General features: G+C 73.8%; 15 protein-coding genes. 9 read left to right on the forward strand and 6 right to left on the reverse strand.

The genetic code is table 11. The features are described 5' to 3' along the window. The first annotated feature begins 53 nt into the window (after positions 1 to 53). Genes ACQPY0_RS30480 through ACQPY0_RS30490 form a run of 3 tightly spaced genes read left to right on the forward strand, consistent with a single transcriptional unit; the run spans position 54 to position 3,918 of the window. Complete coding sequence (locus ACQPY0_RS30480; protein ID WP_432967905.1) at positions 54 to 776, forward strand: NUDIX domain-containing protein; 723 nt, start codon at positions 54 to 56, stop codon at positions 774 to 776. Then, positions 773 to 1,927 carry a purine phosphorylase gene (locus ACQPY0_RS30485; protein ID WP_432967908.1) on the forward strand — a complete coding sequence of 385 codons (1,155 nt, stop codon included), beginning with the start codon at positions 773 to 775 and terminating at the stop codon, positions 1,925 to 1,927. Before ACQPY0_RS30480 ends, ACQPY0_RS30485 begins: the two co-directional genes overlap by 4 nt. Next, positions 1,924 to 3,918 carry a hypothetical protein gene (locus ACQPY0_RS30490; RefSeq protein WP_432967911.1) on the forward strand — a complete coding sequence of 665 codons (1,995 nt, stop codon included), beginning with the start codon at positions 1,924 to 1,926 and terminating at the stop codon, positions 3,916 to 3,918. The genes ACQPY0_RS30485 and ACQPY0_RS30490 overlap by 4 nt, the downstream gene beginning before the upstream one ends. A 12-nt stretch (positions 3,919 to 3,930) precedes the next feature. Here ACQPY0_RS30490 and ACQPY0_RS30495 read toward each other — a convergent pair whose 3' ends face one another. Both ACQPY0_RS30495 and ACQPY0_RS30500 read right to left on the reverse strand, forming a co-directional pair. Beyond that, positions 3,931 to 4,878 carry an endonuclease/exonuclease/phosphatase family protein gene (locus ACQPY0_RS30495; protein WP_432967914.1) on the reverse strand — a complete coding sequence of 316 codons (948 nt, stop codon included), beginning with the start codon at positions 4,876 to 4,878 and terminating at the stop codon, positions 3,931 to 3,933. 15 nt (positions 4,879 to 4,893) lie between these two features. Further along, a complete protein-coding gene (locus tag ACQPY0_RS30500; protein WP_432967917.1) occupies positions 4,894 to 6,057 on the reverse strand; it encodes a winged helix DNA-binding domain-containing protein in 1,164 nt (387 codons plus the stop codon). A 43-nt stretch (positions 6,058 to 6,100) separates the two neighbouring features. Here ACQPY0_RS30500 and ACQPY0_RS30505 point away from each other — a divergent pair, with 43 nt between their 5' ends. Beyond that, the gene (locus tag ACQPY0_RS30505) at positions 6,101 to 7,777 is read left to right on the forward strand and encodes an acyl-CoA dehydrogenase family protein (protein ID WP_432967920.1); all 1,677 of its coding nucleotides are present in this window, start codon (positions 6,101 to 6,103) and stop codon (positions 7,775 to 7,777) included. 73 nt (positions 7,778 to 7,850) lie between these two features. On the opposite strand, the gene ACQPY0_RS30510 is transcribed toward ACQPY0_RS30505, so the two are convergent. Further along, complete coding sequence (locus tag ACQPY0_RS30510; protein WP_432967923.1) at positions 7,851 to 8,819, reverse strand: tyrosine-type recombinase/integrase; 969 nt, start codon at positions 8,817 to 8,819, stop codon at positions 7,851 to 7,853. A 155-nt stretch (positions 8,820 to 8,974) separates the two neighbouring features. Here ACQPY0_RS30510 and ACQPY0_RS30515 point away from each other — a divergent pair, with 155 nt between their 5' ends. Continuing rightward, positions 8,975 to 10,183 carry an RNA-guided endonuclease InsQ/TnpB family protein gene (locus ACQPY0_RS30515; RefSeq protein WP_432967926.1) on the forward strand — a complete coding sequence of 403 codons (1,209 nt, stop codon included), beginning with the start codon at positions 8,975 to 8,977 and terminating at the stop codon, positions 10,181 to 10,183. An 18-nt stretch (positions 10,184 to 10,201) separates the two neighbouring features. Here ACQPY0_RS30515 and ACQPY0_RS30520 read toward each other — a convergent pair whose 3' ends face one another. Further along, positions 10,202 to 10,837 (reverse strand): class I SAM-dependent methyltransferase, encoded by a 636-nt coding sequence (locus ACQPY0_RS30520; RefSeq protein WP_432967929.1) that lies wholly within the window; start codon positions 10,835 to 10,837, stop codon positions 10,202 to 10,204. Between the two features lie 246 nt (positions 10,838 to 11,083). Here ACQPY0_RS30520 and ACQPY0_RS30525 point away from each other — a divergent pair, with 246 nt between their 5' ends. From ACQPY0_RS30525 to ACQPY0_RS30540, 4 genes are all read left to right on the forward strand, one after another. Continuing rightward, positions 11,084 to 11,410: a hypothetical protein gene (locus tag ACQPY0_RS30525; protein ID WP_432967932.1), complete on the forward strand. Its 327-nt coding sequence runs from the start codon at positions 11,084 to 11,086 to the stop codon at positions 11,408 to 11,410. Between the two features lie 5 nt (positions 11,411 to 11,415). Continuing rightward, complete coding sequence (locus tag ACQPY0_RS30530) at positions 11,416 to 12,204, forward strand: hypothetical protein (protein WP_432967934.1); 789 nt, start codon at positions 11,416 to 11,418, stop codon at positions 12,202 to 12,204. Positions 12,205 to 12,390: 186 nt separating this feature from the next. Then, a complete protein-coding gene (locus ACQPY0_RS30535) occupies positions 12,391 to 13,290 on the forward strand; it encodes an SDR family NAD(P)-dependent oxidoreductase (protein WP_432967937.1) in 900 nt (299 codons plus the stop codon). 346 nt (positions 13,291 to 13,636) lie between these two features. Further along, complete coding sequence (locus tag ACQPY0_RS30540) at positions 13,637 to 14,266, forward strand: class I SAM-dependent methyltransferase (RefSeq protein ID WP_432967940.1); 630 nt, start codon at positions 13,637 to 13,639, stop codon at positions 14,264 to 14,266. On the opposite strand, the gene ACQPY0_RS30545 is transcribed toward ACQPY0_RS30540, so the two are convergent. Both ACQPY0_RS30545 and ACQPY0_RS30550 read right to left on the reverse strand, forming a co-directional pair. After that, complete coding sequence (locus tag ACQPY0_RS30545; protein ID WP_432967943.1) at positions 14,250 to 14,621, reverse strand: ArsR/SmtB family transcription factor; 372 nt, start codon at positions 14,619 to 14,621, stop codon at positions 14,250 to 14,252. The two genes, ACQPY0_RS30540 and ACQPY0_RS30545, sit on opposite strands and share 17 nt — an antisense overlap. A 9-nt stretch (positions 14,622 to 14,630) precedes the next feature. Further along, on the reverse strand, positions 14,631 to 16,970 hold the full coding sequence (locus ACQPY0_RS30550) for a HelD family protein (RefSeq protein WP_432967946.1): 2,340 nt from the start codon (positions 16,968 to 16,970) through the stop codon (positions 14,631 to 14,633). Between the last annotated feature and the right edge of the window lie 38 nt (positions 16,971 to 17,008).

Raw genomic sequence — 17,008 nt, forward strand, 5'->3', positions numbered from 1 at the left:
AATCAGCGCGGCAGCCCTTCCTGTCACACTGACAGGAAAACTACCGTCCATCCATGTCTGACGATGCATGGCAACCACCGGCCGTCCTGCTCGCGGTGGACATGGTCATCCTCACCCTGCGCGGCGAGCGGCTGCAGGTCCTGCTCGTCGAGCGCGGCGTCGAACCCTACCGGGGCACGATGGCACTGCCCGGCGGCTTCCTCGCCCACGCCGGGGAGGACATCCTGGCCGCGGCCCGGCGCGAGCTGGCGGAGGAGGCCGGCATCCCGCCGGATCCGCTGCACCTGGAGCAACTCGGCGTCTACGGCGCTGCCGGACGCGACCCCCGCGGACGGGTCGTCTCCGTCGCCTACCTGGCGATCGCGCCGCGCCTGCCGGAACCGGTGGCCGGCACCGACGCCGCCGGGGCCGCCTGGACCGCCACCGACCTGGTGCTCGCCGGGGAGATCGGGCTCGCGTTCGACCACCGGCACATCGTCGGCGACGGCGTCGAGCGGGCCCGGGGCAAGCTGGAGGACACCGCCCTGGCGACCGCGTTCTGCGGGCCCACGTTCACCATCGCCGAGCTGCAGGACGTCTACGAGACCGTGTGGGGCGTCCGGCTCGACCCGCGCAACTTCTACCGCAAGGTGCAAAGCGCCGACGGGTTCATCACGCCGGCCGGCCCGTTCAAGCGAGACGGCGGCGGACGCCCGGCCCGGCTGTTCCGGCCGGGGGCGAGCACCCGGCTGCACCCGCCGATCGTGCGCCCCGCCGTGCTCGGGGCCCGAACGTGAGCGGCGCCCCGGTGGTGATCCTGACGGCGCTGAACCTCGAGTACAACGCCGTGCGGGCCCGGCTGCACGGGCTCCGCGAGCACCGGCACCCCGCCGGGACGCTGTTCGAGGTCGGGTGGCTGCCCGGGGGCGGCCGGGCCGCGCTGGGCCTGGTGGGCAAGGGCAACCATCCGGCGGCGGTGCTGGCCGAGCGCGCGATGACCGAGTTCGCCCCGGTCGCGGTGGTGTTCGCCGGGATCGCGGGCCGCCTGTGGCCGAGCATCGGGCTCGGCGACGTCGTCGTGGCCTCGCAGGTCTACGCCTACCATGGCGGCACCAGCGAGGACGACGGCATGAGCGCCCGCCCGCGCACCTGGGAGATCGCGCACGGCGCGGGGCAGCTCGCCCAGCGGCTGATCCGCACCGGCGCGTGGGCCGGCGACCGCGCCGGCGAAGCGGTCCCGACGGTGCACTTCGGGCCCATCGCCGCCGGCGAGGTCGTTCAGGACTCGGCCGTGTCCGACCACGCCCGCTGGGTCCGCGAGCACTACAACGACGCCCTCGCCATCGAGATGGAGGCGGCCGGCGTCGCGCAGGCCGGCCACCTCAACCGGGCCCTGCCCGTCATCGTCGTCCGCGGGATCAGCGACCGGGCCGACGGAACCAAGACCAGCACCGACGGCAGATCCTGGCAGCCGCGGGCGGCGGCCAACGCCGCCGCGTTCGCCGTCGCCCTCGCCGACGATCTGATCGCGAACCACGCGGCGGCCGGGAACACCGCCGCGAACGTCGACCGGACGGAGCCCGCGCACATGCCGGTCACGAACATCGCCACCGGCAACGCCCGGGTCAGCGTGCAGGCCGGGCAGGTATTCGGCGGCATCACGATCGGCACGGCCGGGGACCGGACGCAGGACGACCTGGCGACGCTGCTCGACCAACTGCGCCGCCGGGTGGAGTCGGCCCACCGCGACGGCCGTCTCGACGCGCCGACCTTCACCGCCGCGGAGGCCGAACTCAAGCTCGCCGGCGAGTGCCTGCGCGACGACGCCGGCCGCGGCCCCGGCGGGCTGCTGGTCACCCTGAAGCGGCTACGCGGCCTGGTCGCCGACGTCGCCGAACTCGCCGCCGGCGTGGCCGCGATCATCGCGGCGGCGCGGAGCCTGGCATGACGGCCGCGGCCAGCACCAACGTCGCCATGGACGAGGCCACCGTCGGCGTCCAGGCCAACGTCGTCCACGGCGACGTCTTCAACTACCAGGTGACGTCGGAGACCTCGCCCGAGGAGTGGTTCCGCACCGGGGTCGGCTACCTCGACGCCCGGGTGCCGGCCAAGGCACGAGAGCACATCGAGCAGGCGATCGCCCGCGGCTACGAGACCGACGAGGTTCGCTTCCACCTGCTGGTGGCGGTGCTGAGCGGCCGGACGCTGCGGCAACTGGGCAACGAGGACCTCGCCCGCCTCGACGCGATCTGCGACCGTGTCCCGCACCTGTCGGGCGGCGACGCCTGGACGCTCGGCCTGCGGGCGATCCTGCGGCTGCTCGATTCGTTCGGCACCACGACAACGGAACTGCTCCTCAAGGAGCTGGACGGCCTGCCACCGGCACAGCGCAACAAGATCCTCGACCACCTGAGCCTGCTGCTGGAGGGCCCACTGGAGGACCAGCTGTGGCACCGGTCGATCGAGCGTGCCACGGCCGAGCGCACGACGAACGACCGGGCGAGCCGGGCATGGACGTTCTTCGAGCCCTCGCCCACGCCGCCGCGGGTGCGTCCGGTCCGGCCGGCCGCGTTCGACCCCGGCGGCTGGGTGCTCGGCGGCGCCTGCGCGGCCGGGTTCGTCCTGGCGTTGGGCAACCTCGGCCGGTTGCTGCTGCGCCACGGCGAGTTCTGGCCGATCACCGCCTATCTCGTGATCCTGGCGGCGGCCGCCGTCGCGATCGTCACCGGTGCCGAGTGGCGGTTGCGGATCGGGCGGCGCCGGGCCAAGGACGCCGAGCTGTGGTCGCCGCCCCGCCCCCGCGCCGAACTCGCGGCCGGCGGCGGCTTCACCCGCGACGTCGACGCCCGGTTCGACCGGTACTTCCGCCGCTATGTGCCGCGGGACACCGACCGCTGCGACTGGCTGTCGGCGACCGCCGGCATCCGGCGGAAGCTGCGCGACGAGATTGTCGAGATCTACCGGGAGCAACGCACCAGCGCCGGGTCCATCGCCTGGCTGATCCGGTACCTCGTCGGCGACGTCCGCCGCCGCTGGGAGAACGGCACCCTGACCGCCTACCGGCAGGAGCTGCGAACGCCGGCGACGACCCGGGCCGCCTGCGTCGCCGGGCTGGCGGCCGCCATCGTGGCGAGCCTGGTGGTCGTGCCCGCCGCGGTCGTGGCGGCGCCGGTGAGCGCAACGCTGACCGTGGCGGCGGCCGTCGCATGCGCTGCCGCCGGACCCGTCGCGTGGTTCAGGATCGTCTTCGAGTATCGGCGGGTGCGAATGGAGCAGGGCGATCGGCGCCGGGAGCTCGCCGAGCGGTCGGCCGCCTTCGAGCGCTGGCGGCGCAAGCTGGCCGGCAAGCCGTCCGACGCGGAAATCGCCGCGTGGCTGGAGTGCGACCGCAAGCTGCTGGTCGACGAGGCGATGCGACAGTACCGGCTCAAGCCGAGCCAGGTGATCGCGCACGCGTTCATCGAGGCCCCGGCGCCAGGCGCGCGCCGCGCCCGGGTCCGGCGGGGACCGTGGCGCTGTTCGCGGTACCGCCTGCTGCTGTTCCTGCTCACCGAGGACGGTGTGCGCCAGGTCGACATCGACCTCGACCTCATCAACGCCACCGCTCACCCCACCCAGCGGCTCAACTACCGCTACGACGCGGTCGCGACCGTCCGCATCGACGGCCTCGCCCGCCAGCGGCAGACGTTCGAGCTGACGCTGATCAGCGGCGAGCCGATCAGCGTCCGGGTCACCGACGCGAGTGACGACTCCCTGCTCGACGGCGAGGATCCGTGGACCCTGTCCGCGCTCGCGCTCGACGCGTCCGGGCTGCCGCACACCCTGAACGTCCTGGAGGGCATCGCCGCCGAGGGCAAGCAGTGGATCCGGCACCAGCGCGGCCGAGCCGACGCCCGCCTGGCCGAGCTGACCGCGAAGGTCCGCGACCTCATCGAGTGACCGACGCAGCCGTCAGGCCGGCGGGAGGACGAGCTCGGCCACCACCGGGCGGTGGTCGCTCGGGCCCGCCGGGCGGGTGCCGAACTCGCGCACGCCGATGCGCGGGTCGACCAGGACGTGGTCCAGGGTCACCGGCGGGGTCCAGAACGGCAGGGTCTCGGTGCGGCACGGCCAGGTCATCGCCAGGCCGCGGCCCCGCGACGCGGCCGCGTCCCGGTAGCCGCCGCGCAGCAGCCGGCGCAGGACCGCGTGGTCCAGGGTCGAGTTGAAGTCGCCCAGCAGGACCCGCGGCGGGCCGGCCGGGTCCGGCGGCGTCTGGTCGACGATGTTCTGCGCCCACTGGTGCATGTGGCCCGGCCGCGGCGGGTACGGATGCGCCGACTCGATGCGGACCGGGCCGGCGCCGGGGGCGTGGACGGTGGCCGAGGCCTGGGCCAGGACGATCGGGCCGAGCGTGCGCACCGCCGGGTCGGTGATCGGGTGGCGGCTGAACAGGCCGGATCCTCCGCCGCCGGGGCGGGGCCGCACCACGCGGTGCGGCAGCAGGTCCTCGATGCCGGCCTCGTCCAGCACCGCCAGGCCCTCGGCGGTCAGCTCCTGCACCGCCAGGACGTCGATGTCGTCGACCTTCAGCTGCTCGACGAACGCCGGGGTGGCGCTGCGGCCGAAGAGCAGGTTCGCGCACATCACCCGCAGGCGTACCCCGCCGCCCGGGCGCGGGCCGGGGATCATCCGGGGCGCGACCAGCACGGCGAGGATCAGGCCGCAGGCGGCCAGGGTCAGGCCCGGGGCGGTCGCGCCGAGGGCGAGGACGACCGTCGCGGCCGCGAGCAGGCCGGCGGCGGCATATGGGGTGTACGTCATGAGCTGCACCAGCGGCGTCCCGCGCTCGGCGCCGAGGACCCGGATGAGGGTGTAGCCCGCCGCGAGCGCGGCCAGCGCCCAGCTCCCCAACGTCATGGCCATGACCGTAAGCTATCCGGCGAGCCGCTTCTCCAGGGGTGCGCGGAAGCGTGGCGTCACCCGCACGCCGTCGAGCCAGCCCTCGAGCTCCTCCGCGGCGCGGGTGACCGCCTTGCGCGCGGCCGGCGCGACGTCCTCGACCAGTTCGGTGACGACCCGGCCGGTGGCCTGCTGCGCCCAGCCGCCGACGATCTGCCCGCCGGACCAGATCGTCGGGCCGGCGTTGCCGGTGCGGTCGAACAGGGCCGGGGCGTGCGGCCCGAGGTACCACATCCGGCTCTGGAAGCCCATGACCGTGGGGTCGAGGCCGGGCAGCAACGCCACCCACGGCCCGGGGTCGGGGACCGGGTCGGTGTCCTCGGGCAGGACGTAGCCGGTCTCGCCGCCGTCGAGGGTGACCTCGACGGCGTCCAGGGCGCGCAGCGCGGCGCGGGTGTGGGCCATCGTCCAGCCGGTCCACCACTTGAGGTCGGCGGCGGTGCCGGGGCCGAACCGGGCCAGCCAGGCGCGGGCGAGCCCGGTGCGGGCCTGCGCCGGGTCGAGCTCCGGCAGGGGTTCGGGGAGCCAGTCGGGCAGGCACGACCAGGCGTACTGGCTGCTGATCCAGGTGCCGACGGGCCGGCCGCGCACGATGCGGCCGTCGGCGGCCAGCAGGAACAGCACCCGGCTGGTGACGTACTGGTTGCCCTGCGGGAACACCAGGAGGCTGCGTAGCCGGGGCTCGTCGGCGGCCAGTTGCGCGGCGGTGGCGCTGCCGCGGCGGCGCAGCGCCTCATAGGTGGACTCGGACACGTCCTGCAGCCAGGCGGCGTCGCCGACCCCGGTCTCGACGAGGTGCTTGACGAGGAGCCTGCGCTGCTCGGCGGCGACGGCGCGGGTGGCGCCGGCCTGCACGACGGCGGCGAACCCGGCCGGGACGACGAACATGGTGCGGCGCATGCCGAGCATCCGCAGCAGGGTGCGGCGCTCGTACAGCGCCTCCTCCACGTTCGCGACGAGGGGCTGGTGCAGGCGCGCCGCGACAGACAGGTGCACGGTCGCCGGGTCGGTGGCGTGCAGCGCGACGAGGTCGGCGGCGACGTCCTCGGGGCTCTTGCCGGGTGGTACCGCCCCGGCCAGCCCGTGCCGCCAGGCCAGCCGGGCCCGGCGCTGCGCCGTGTCGATGTGCAGGGTCACGTCGTCAAGTATCGTGAACGTACTGGGCGGTAACGTGTGAGGCATGACGCGATTCGTGCAGACCGGGCCGTCGCTGCGTGACCCGTACACCGCCGACCCCCAGCTGCGCGGCTGGCTGGACCGGCTGCTCGGCGAGGACGGGCACGCCGCCGCCAAGCAGCGTCTGGCGGACCTGTCCGCCGAGGTCCTGGGCCCGCTGCGGGCCGCGCACCACGACGCCGAGACGCACCCGCCGACGCTGACCCGCTTCGACGCGTGGGGTGAGCGGATCGAGCGGGTCGACACCTGCGCCGGCTGGCAGGCACAGCGGGCCGCGGCGGCCCGGCACGCGGTCGTCGCGCTGCCGTACCTTCCGCACGCCCGCGCCGCCTGGGGCCCCGGCGCCCGGGTCGTGCAGCACGCGCTGCTGCACCTGTGGGGCCCGGAGTCGGCGACGTTCTCGTGCCCGGTCGCGATGTCCGACGGCGCCGCGGCCCTGCTCACCCAGGCGGGTGCGCAGGGCGAGTGGCTGGCCCGGCTGGTCTCGACCGACCCGGGGACCGCGGTCACGTCCGGGCAGTGGATGACCGAGTCGCAGGGCGGCTCCGACATCGCCCGCTCCACCACCACGGCCGCCCCCGACGGCACGGGTGGGTGGGTGCTGACCGGCGACAAGTGGTTCTGCTCCGCGATCGACTCGGCGATGGCGGTCGCCCTGGCCCGCCCCGAGGGCGCCGGCCCCGGCAGCCGCCACCTGGTGCCGTTCCTGGTGCCGCGCTACGCCGCGGACGGCCGCTCACCCGCGCCCGGCCTGCAGGTTCTGCGCCTCAAGGACAAGCTGGGCACCCGCGCGGTCCCGACCGGCGAGGTCCGTCTCGACGCCACCCCCGGGTTCCCCCTCACCGACCCCGCGCGGCCGGGCCTAGCCACGATGATGACGCTGGTCGTGGTGACCCGCCTGCACAACGCGGCCGCGGCGGCCGGCGGGATGCGCCGCGGCCTGGAGTACGCGCTGAGCTACGCCGCCGAGCGCACCGTCGCCGGCGGCCCGCTGGCCGGCAACCCCCTGCACCGGGCCACCCTCGGCGGCCTCGCGGTGGACGCGGCGGGCGCGTTCGCCCTGGCGATGCACGCGTTCGCGCTGCTGGGCCGGGCCGAGCACGGCGACGCGGCCGCCGCCGCGGAGTTGCGCCTGGCCGCGCCGCTGGCGAAGCTCACCACCGGCCGGCTCGCGGTCGCCTCCGCCAGCGAATACCTCGAGTGCTTCGGCGGCGCCGGCTACGTCGAGGACACCGGCATCCCGCGGCTGCTGCGCGACGCCCAGGTGCTACCGATCTGGGAGGGCACCACGAACGTGCTCGCCGTCGACGTGCTGCGCGCCCTCGCGTCCGGCGACGGCGCGAAGCCGCTGCTGCTGCGCCTCGCCGCGGCCGCCGACGCCGCCACGCACCGGCTGCCGGGCGCCGCCGAGGCCCTGGCCGCCGCGACCGGCCGGCTGGCCACCGACCTGGCGACAGCGGCCGTCGACCCGCGCGACGCCCGGGTGGTCGCCGGGGCGCGGGAGCTGGCGCTGCGGCTCGGGCACGCGCTCACGGCGGCACTGCTGCTGGAGCACGCCGCGTGGGCGGCCGAGCGCGGCGACGAGCGGCCGGCGTTGGTGGCGTCGCTGTGGATCCTGCGCCGGCTCGGCCGGTCGGACGTGTCGGCGGACCTGCACGCGGGCTTCGACCAGCTGATCTGACACGCGCCGGGCGGGCCGTTTCCGCTGCTTCCCTTACGCTAACATCCCCCGAAAAATCGCCTACCGACGGTAATCACGACCTCGACCGACGGGAACGGGCCGCGGCCAAAGTGTAGGCCGGGTCACGGTCGAGGTTGTATCGGTCGCGATCGTACCGCCTGGTCGTGCGCGGATCCGCGTGCCCCATCGCGTCCTGCACGTCCTCCAGCGGCACGCCCTCGTCGCGGGCCGTGGTCGCGAACGCGTGCCGCAGCGAGTGCGGCGACAGCCGCTCCCACGCGGGCACGCCGGCGTCCCGGGCCAGGCGGCGGACCAGCCGGAACACGGCGTGCCGGTCGACCCGCCCGCCGGTCGCGGTCGTGAACAGCGGGCCGGGCACGTCGCCGCGCACGGCCAGAAAATCGTCGAGGGCCCGCACGACCGCCGGGGTCAGCGCCCGCCGCCGGGCCTTGCCGCCCTTGCCGGTGAACCGCACGGTGCGGTGGCCGCGCTCCGCGCCGAGGTCCCCGACGTCGAGGGCCACCACCTCGCCGACCCGCAGCCCCAGGTCGGCCAGCAGCGCGAGCACCGCCCGGTCGCGGGCGGCGGTCGGGCCGTCGAGGCGCTCGGCCGCGGCGAGCATCGCGTCGACCTCGGCGGCGCTGAGCCCGATCGTCGAGGACACGTCCCGGGCCACCCGCGGCCGGTCCGCGCCGCCGACCGGGTTCGCGGCCACCGCCTCCAGGCGCACCAGGAACGCGTACCAGCTCGACAGCGCCGAGAGCTTCCGCGCCACGCTCGCCGGGGCCAGCACCCGCCCGGTCCGGCCGTCCACGGTGGACTCCAGATCCCGGGCGTACGCGTTGACGTGCAGGAACGAGGCGCGCAGCGGGTCCAGGTCGCGGCCGGCGCACCAGCCGAGGAACTGCTGCACGTCGCGGCGGTACGCGGCGCGGGTGTGCGCCGACAGGCGCCGGTTGGCCAGCCAGGCCTCGGTGAAGTCGGCGGAGCCGTCCGCGACGCTGGGCAGGCCGGGCGGGGTGCGGCGCTCGGGGGTGCTCATCGGATTCCTTCCGTGGATTCTCCGGCCTTCAGGTCGGAGAGGAAACGGAACCCCTGCGGAGCAGGACAGGGCAAGTCGATCCGCCGCCAAGGCGGATCGGTGTCTCCCCGCGTGTCACCGCAAGGTTCACAAGCGGGACCGCTATCGTGTGAGCCGTGGCCAGGGCCGTGAGGCGGGCGTTCAAGTACCGCTTCTACCCAAGTGCTGAGCAGGCTTGTGAGCTTGCCCGGACGTTCGGGTGTGTCCGGCGGGTCTACAACATGGCGTTGCAGGCCCGCACCGAGGCGTGGACGCTGCGCCAGGAACGGGTCAACTACAACGCCACCTCGGCTCTGCTGACCGGCTGGAAGAAGACCGAGGAGTTGGCGTTCCTCAACGAGGTCTCGTCCGTACCGTTGCAGCAGGCGCTGCGGCACCTGCAGGTGGCGTTCACGAACTTCTGGGCCAAGCGGGCCAAGTATCCGACGTTCAAATCCAAGAAGAGGTCGCGCCGGTCGGCGGAGTACACCACCAGCGCGTTCCAGTACCGCGACGGTCGGCTCACGCTGGCGAAGATGACCGAGCCCTTGAACATTGTCTGGTCTCGGCCGCTGCCGGAGGGTGCTTCGCCGTCTACGGTGACCGTGTCGCAGGACGCGGCCGGCCGCTGGTTCGTGTCCCTGCTCTGCCTCGATGTGATCGAGCAGGTCCCGGCCACGGGCGCGGTCGGCATCGACGCCGGCCTGGACAGCCTGCTCACCCTCTCCACCGGAGAGAAGATCACCAACCCCCGCCACGAACGAGCCGACCGGGCCCGGCTGGCTCGCGCGCAGCGGGAACTGGCCCGCAAGGAGAAGGGTTCCGCGAATCGGGCCAAGGCCCGGCTCAAGGTCGCCCGCGTCCACGCCCGGATCACCGACCGCCGCCGGGACCACCTGCACAAGCTGAGCACTCGGCTCGTTCGTGAGAACCAAACGATCGTGATCGAGGACCTGACCGTGCGCAACATGGTCAAAAACCACCACTTGGCCCGCGCTGTCAGCGACGCGGCCTGGCGGCAGTTGCGCACCTTGCTCGAGTACAAGGTTGACTGGTATGGCCGGGCCCTGGTTGTCGTGGACCGTTGGTTCCCGTCGTCGAAGCTGTGCTCGGCGTGTGGTGCGCTTGCTGAGCGGATGCCGCTGCACGTGCGGTCGTGGACGTGCCGATGCGGGCAGACCCACGACCGTGACGTCAACGCGGCCGGTAACATCCTCGCGGAGGGGCTCTCCGTGATCGCCTGTGGAGACGGTGTAAGACCTCAACGAGAATCCTCTCGGACGGGGCAGTCGTCGGCGAAGCAGGAACCCCCGAGGGTGACCAAGGGAATCCCCGTCCTTCTTTAGGGCGGGGAGGATTGTCAACTACCGGTTGACCGACCACACGACGGTGCGCTTGACCGGGGCGTCTTCGAGCGTCTGCGGTACCGGTACGTCATACTCGGCCACCAGCGTCAGATGCTCGCGGGGCAGGTAGGCCCGGCCCGGGTCGCCGACGAGCACGGTCGCGCCCGAGCTCGCGGCGCGACGCAGGTAGCCGAGCATCCGCCGGGTCATCTCGCGGCTGTAGAAGACGTCCCCGGCGAGCACCACCTCCGCGTCCGGCTCCTGCTCGAGGACGTCGGCCAGCAGCGGGGTGACGTCGACCCCGTTGGCCTCGGCGTTGATCCCGATCGCGGCGACCGCGAGCGGGTCGATCTCCACCGCGGTCACCCGCGCCGCGCCGGCCTTCATCGCCGCGATCGCCACCAGCCCGGACCCGGCGGCCAGATCGAGCACGGTGCGGCCCGCGATCAGGTGCGGGTTGTCCAGCACGTATCGCGCCAGGGCCTGCCCGCCCGCCCAGGCGAACGCCCAGAACGGCGGCGGCATCTGCCCGCCCTGATCGGTTTCGGTCCGCTCCCACAGCTCGATCGCCTCGTCGGCGAGCCGTAGCCGCACTTCGGGCGCGAGCGGCACCGGCGCCAGCCGGGTGTTGTCCAGGACGAATCGCGTGGTCATCGCTGCGGACGGTACCAAGCCCAGTGTCACCCGTGCGTGCGACGCCCCGCAGGGCCCGCCTTCGGTACCGTTCCGCCATGCGGGGAGATGCCGTATTCGTCTGGATCATCCTCGGCCTGGCGGCCGTCGTGCTGATCCTGATCGCGATCTACGTCGACTCCTGGCGCCGCAACGACGACGCCTGAGTTATCCACAGGCTGAAGTTCGTGCTTCACGCCGTATCGAGGGCCGTGGTGGGGTGGAGGCATGTCACCGCCACCGGAGCCCACGACCATCCGGGCCGCGATCGCCGCCCTGCGCACTGACGCCACCGCCTGGATCGAGGCGTCCGCGACGGCCGCCACCGCCGGCACGAGCGCCGCCGGGCTGACCCTGGACGCCACCCGCCTGTCCGCCGCGGCCGACATGACCGGCCTCCTGCGGGTGTATTCCGAGCTGCAGTCCGCCGTCGCCGCGCTGCTGTCCGAGGCCGGCCGCTGCACCGCGGCGACCGGCCTGGCCCTGCACCAGGCCGCCGACGCCTACGAGAACGACGAACGCAACGCCGTCCACGCGATGTTCCGGGCCTGGTGATCCCGGTGAACGAAAACGGTCGAAACTTCCCGCAGCTCGTGCGGGCCGTCGGCCGGCAGCTGGAGAAGGCCGCCGAGCACTCCGGCCAGATCGTCGCCCGCTGCCGCGGCTGGCTGCACCTGCTCGGCCCGCTCGCCGCGCCGCTGGACGCGACGCTGGCCGCGCTGGACCGCGCGGCGGCGGATGCCTACGCCCAGGTCCGCCCGATGCTCGCCGACCCCGGCGATCCGCTGGCCCTGTGGCAGGCCGCCGACCGCTGGCGCACCACCGTCGCCGCCCCGGTCGGCACCCGGGTCGCGTCGTTCACGGCCGATTTCGTCCACGCCGACGACCACTGGCGCGGCTCGGCCGCCACCGCCTACCGCAACACCCTGCCGTCCCAGCACGCCGCGCTGGAGCTGACCGAGTCGGTCGCCGCCGACACCGCCGACTCCCTGCGCACCGCGTCCGCGGTCCTGGCCGCGTATTGGAGCGCCCTCATCTCCGCCGCGACGGGCCTGGCCACGAGCCTCGCCGTCGCGGCGGCCGCGACGACGGCCCCGTTGACCGCCCCGGCCGGCGCGGCCCTGGCCCTGGCCGCCCTGGAGGAGTTCATGGCCGCCGAGAAGGTGCTCAACCATGCCCTGCACCGCGAGCTGGACCAGGTCCGCCGCAAACAGTTCGCCCTGCTCGGCCGCCTCACGGACGGCACCGTCTACCCGGGCGGCCACTGGCCGGTCTCCGCCACCGACACCGTCGCCGACGCCAGCCTCAGCGACGGCGACCCCCTCGACTGGTCCCTGACCGGACCCTGACCGGCGGACCCGCACCACGCTGCATCTCGCGCGGCACGGGGAGCAGGCGAGGGGCGGCGGTGGCGTAGGCGGCTCAGCAGGTGAGGTGCCGGCCGAGGCGTTCACCGCCGAACCGGATAGCTCATCCGATTGTGCTACTGTCCCGCCTAGCGGATGAACTATCCGGTTATCTGGGTGGAGGGGCTCATGACGAAGACAGCTGTGGTCACGGCCGGCACGGGGGGCATCGGCTTGGAGACTGCGCTGGGGCTGGCCGCGGCAGGGTTCACGGTCACTGTGGTCGGGCGCGACGCCGGCCGGGGAGCCAGGGCGGTCGAGCGGATCAACGCGACGCGACCGGCGCGCCCCAGCCGGTTCCTGTCCGCCGACCTCGCCTCGCTCGACCAGGTCCGCGCGCTGGCCAACAGCATCGCTGCCGACCACGCCGCGGCGGGGGAACCGTTGACGGTGCTGGTCAACAACGTTGGGGCAATGTTCGCCGAGCGCACGGACCTGGGCGGCGTCGAGGCGTCGTTCGTCGTCAACCACCTCTCGCCGTACCTGCTGACCGAACTCCTGCTGCCCACGCTCACCGCCGGGGCGCCGAGCAGGATCGTGAACGTGACCTCGGGCGCGGTCGGCGTCGCCAAGCGGGTGTTCGACGCCGTCGAGCCGCCCGGCGGCTACTACGGGTTCCACTGGTACGGCCGCGCCAAGCTCGCCAACCTCGCCTACACGCTCGACCTGGCGAGGCGGCTGGACGGCACGGGCGTGTCAGTCTTCGCCGCCGACCCCGGAGGCGCCGCGACCGACATGACCAACGGCACCATGACCGACCCGAAGATCGTCTCTCCTGCCCTGCGGCTGCTGTGGCCGCTGGTACGCCGCAAGTTCGAACGCTCCACCAGCGGTCCGGCGTCCGCGGCGGCCCGACCCTCGATCATCGCCGCCACCGACCACGCACTGACCGGCCGGACCGGCCTCGTCATCGGCCCCCAGGCGCACCCCGTCACCCCCTACCGTGCGGCGACCGACCGCCGCATCGCCGAGGCCGTACGCCTGCTCAGCGAAGCCCACGCACCGGTGGTGGCCAGGGCGGATGCCTGACCACCCGCAGGCCACACGGCCAGCGCCGGCTCGCTCTCGTCGCTCTCTCGGGAACGCACCGAACTCCCACCGCTCCCCGTTGGCGCATTGCGCATCGGCCTTCTTCTCACCCACGGCGCAGGCGGCGGCATCGAAGCCAGCTTCAGGCCGATCATGGACGGGCTCAGGGCTGATCCCAACCGCCGTGGAGCTCGAGACCTGGCCGGCCAACTCGTCGCCGCGACGGACGCGGAAGGGCTCGAGACGTTCGCCACGGTACGAGAGCGCCTGGCGTACCCCGAAGCCGTCGCCCAAGCTCACGCCGACTTCGCCGCCCTCCAGACGGGAGGCCGTCTACGGTCGGGTGATGGATGAGGCGGTGCTGGCGGGGCAGTTGGCGTACTACCGGGCCCGGGCCGGCGAGTACGACGAAGTGTACGAGCAGCGCGGGTTCACCGGCATCAGCGGGCTGCCGATCGCCGGGGACGTGCTCGAGCTCGCCTGCGGGACCGGGCAGTGGACCGCGCGGCTCGCGCCGCTGGCCCGGTCGTGGACGGCCCTCGACGGTGCGCCGGAGATGCTGGAGATCGCGCGGCGGCGGGTCCCGGACGGGGTCGAGCTGCGGCGGGCGGACCTGTTCGCGTGGGAGCCCGGCACGCGGTACGACGTCGTGTTCTTCGCGTTCTGGCTCTCGCACGTGCCCGCGGACCGGTTCGCCGCGTTCTGGGGCAAGGTCGGGCGGGCGCTGCGTCCCGGCGGGCGGGCCGTGTTCGTCGACACTGACGAGCACGAGGCGCGGCTGGAGCGGCGCGACCCGGGGCGGCCCGAGATCGCGCGGCGGTCGCTCAAAAACGGCAGCGAGCACGAGATCGTCAAGGTGTACCACGACCCGGCCGGCCTGGCTGGCAAGCTGGCTGAGCTGGGCTGGAACGCGCGGGTGGACCCCGCGCCGGGAGGGTTCATCCGGGGTGTTGCTACGCTCACGACGGTTCGGTGAGCGTGCTGGAGTCCGACCCATCACGCTCCCGGCTAACTTCTTCGGCCGCCATCTCGTCGAGGGCGGCCGCGAGCCGGTCCAGATGACGGTTCCACAGCCGCCGATAGGGCGCCAGCCACGCGTCGACCTCGGCGAGTGGCTCCGGGCGCAGCTCGTAGTAGCGGCGCTGCGCATCCGTGCGGACGCGGACCAGCCCGGCCTCCCGCAGCACCCGCAGGTGCTTCGAGGTGCCGGGCTGGGTCAGGCCGAGCCGGTCGGTCAGGGCCCCGACGGGCTGCGGGCCGTCCAGCAGCGCATCGAGGATGCGCCGCCGGGTCGGCTCCGCCAGGACGTCGAACGGTGTTGCAGCCGCCACCGGGACAGCTTATATGCCGACCACGGCATGTAGTGACTCCGGCAGCGTGCCGGGGTGGAGGATGCCGAGCCGCTGGGTCGCCCGGGTCAGCGCGACGTACAGGTCGTTGGCCCCGCGCGGCGACTCCTCGACGATGCGCTCCGGGTCCACCACGATGACGACGTCGAACTCCAGGCCCTTGGCCTGCTTGACCGTCAGCACGGCGACCCGCGTGGTGAGGTCCGGCTCCTCGCCGAGCGCGGCGTCGGGGGCCGCTTTGCGCACATGCGGTACCAAATCCTCGAAAAGCCCCCCGGGCAGCAACACGCCCAGGCGGCCCTCGCCCGCGGCCTGCGCCTCCTGCTCCACGGCCTCGGCCAGGGCGTCGGCGAGTTTCGCCGGCGCCACGCCGCGCACCCACGGCTCGACCCCGGCCTGCCGGACCGACCGCGGCGGCCGGATGTCCGGGTCGATCCCGGCCAGGACGCCCGCGGCGACCGACATGATCTCGGCGGGGGTGCGATAGTTGACGGTGAGCTCGCGCAGCCGCCAGCGGTCCCCGACGTATGGGCTCAGCGCCTGCGACCACGACGACGCGCCGCCGAGGTCGCCGGTCTGGGCGACGTCGCCGACGACGCTCATCGAGCGGCCCGGGCAGCGGCGCATGAGCAGCCGCCACGCCATCGGCGACAGCTCCTGCGCCTCGTCGACGATCACGTGCCCGAACGCCCACTTGCGGTCGGCGGCGGCCCGCTCGGCCGGGCTGAGCGCCTCGCCCTCGTCCTGCCGCTCGGCGAGCCGGTCGGCCTCCAGCAGGTCGGTGACGGAGAGCAGCTCGGGGTCGTCCTCGTCCTCGACGTCGATCGACCGGGAACCGAACGCGATCTCCAGCGCCCCTTCGGCGTAGGCGACCTGCTGGCGCCGCCGCCGCTCGGCCAGGATCTCCAGGACGGTCTCGTCCTCGCCGAGCAGCTCCGCGGCCTCGTCCAGCAGCGGCACGTCGGCCGGGGTCCAGCCCTCGCGCGGGGAGCGCTTCAGCCGCGGGTCGGCGCCGGCCGCCGCGAGCCGTTTGTCGGCGGCGAACAGGCCCGCGACCAGCTGCTGCGGGGTGAGGATCGGCCACAGCCAGTCCAGCGCCCCGAGGACCTCGGCCTCGCCGCGCAGCTCGCGGCGGATCTCGGCCAGGTCGGCCTCGTCCAGCAGCTGCGCGTCGCCGGGGGCGTCGTCCCCGCCGAGGGGGTCGTCGGCGTACGGGTCGATGCCGATCGTGTCCGCCACGACCAGCGACAGCGCGTGGATGATCTCGGTGTCGAAGACCGGGCGGGCCAGGTTGTGCAGCTTGCCGCTGTGGCGGGCGCGCTCGCGGGCGTCCTCGATCACGGCCGGCTCCAGCATGATCGCGTCGCCGTCGAGCAGGTCCAGATGCAGGGTCAGCGGCTCGTCGGGCACCCGCTGCCGGTCGCGCACGGCGGCGGCCAGCACGTCGGCCATCTCCGCGCGGCCCTTGATCGCGGCGATCTCGGCCGGCTCCTCGCGGTGGGCGACGACGCCGGGGAACAGGTCGCCCATGGTGCCCAGCAGCACGCCGGTCTCGGCGAGCGACGGCAGGACCTGGGAGATGTACCGCAGGAACGTCGCGTTGGGCCCGACGATCAGTACGACCCGGGAGGAGAGCATCTGGCGGTGCGTGTACAGCAGGTACGCGGCCCGGTGCAGCGCGACCGCGGTCTTGCCGGTCCCTGGCCCGCCCTGCACCACCAGCACGCCGCCCAGGTCGGCGCGGATGACGTGGTCCTGCTCGGCCTGGATCGTCTCGACGATGTCGCGCATCCGCCCGGTCCGCGAGGCGTTGAGCGCCGACAGCAGCGCGGCCTCGCCGGTGACGCCGTCGTGGGCGCCGCGACCGGTGTGGTGCGCCTCGTTGAGGTCGAGCACCTCGTCGTCGAGGCCGGTCACGGTGCGCCGGCTGGTGCGGATGTGGCGCCGCCGCCGTACCCCGTCGGGCGCCGCCGCGGTCGCGAGGTAGAACGGCCGGCTGGCCGGGGCCCGCCAGTCGATCAGCAGCGGTTCGTAGTCGTTCTCCTCGTCGAAGATCCCGATGCGCCCGATGTACCGCCTCTCGTCGTCGGCGAAGTCGAGCCGCCCGAAGCACAGCCCGTTCTCCACCGCGCTGTACTGCGCGATCCGATCGGTGTACAGCGCCGTGGCCGAGTCCCGGTGCGACCGGTCCGCCGGCGTGCCCCCCGTCTGCAGCAGCGCCTTCGTCAGCTCCCCCGAGGCCTCCTCACGCAGCGCGTCGAGGTGCCCGTAGAGCGTGTCGAGGTGCCGCTGCTCCTCGACGATGTCGGCTGCGTCGGATGAGTTTGACAATCCGTCTCCAGTCGGCTAACATTTCAGCAGTTAGGCGC

The organism is Dactylosporangium sp. CA-233914, from assembly GCF_050942935.1.
GTDB lineage: Bacteria > Actinomycetota > Actinomycetes > Mycobacteriales > Micromonosporaceae > Dactylosporangium.

Bases quoted from the DNA above. Each gene is read 5' to 3' on its own strand.
- ACQPY0_RS30510 (WP_432967923.1), bottom strand. From the start codon at position 8,819: ATGAGCACCCCCGAGCGCCGCACCCCGCCCGGCCTGCCCAGCGTCGCG.
- ACQPY0_RS30525 (WP_432967932.1), top strand. From the start codon at position 11,084: ATGTCACCGCCACCGGAGCCCACGACCATCCGGGCCGCGATCGCCGCC.
- ACQPY0_RS30505 (WP_432967920.1), top strand. From the start codon at position 6,101: ATGACGCGATTCGTGCAGACCGGGCCGTCGCTGCGTGACCCGTACACC.
- ACQPY0_RS30520 (WP_432967929.1), bottom strand. From the start codon at position 10,837: ATGACCACGCGATTCGTCCTGGACAACACCCGGCTGGCGCCGGTGCCG.
- ACQPY0_RS30540 (WP_432967940.1), top strand. From the start codon at position 13,637: ATGGATGAGGCGGTGCTGGCGGGGCAGTTGGCGTACTACCGGGCCCGG.
- ACQPY0_RS30480 (WP_432967905.1), top strand. From the start codon at position 54: ATGTCTGACGATGCATGGCAACCACCGGCCGTCCTGCTCGCGGTGGAC.
- ACQPY0_RS30535 (WP_432967937.1), top strand. From the start codon at position 12,391: ATGACGAAGACAGCTGTGGTCACGGCCGGCACGGGGGGCATCGGCTTG.
- ACQPY0_RS30490 (WP_432967911.1), top strand. From the start codon at position 1,924: ATGACGGCCGCGGCCAGCACCAACGTCGCCATGGACGAGGCCACCGTC.
- ACQPY0_RS30495 (WP_432967914.1), bottom strand. From the start codon at position 4,878: ATGACGTTGGGGAGCTGGGCGCTGGCCGCGCTCGCGGCGGGCTACACC.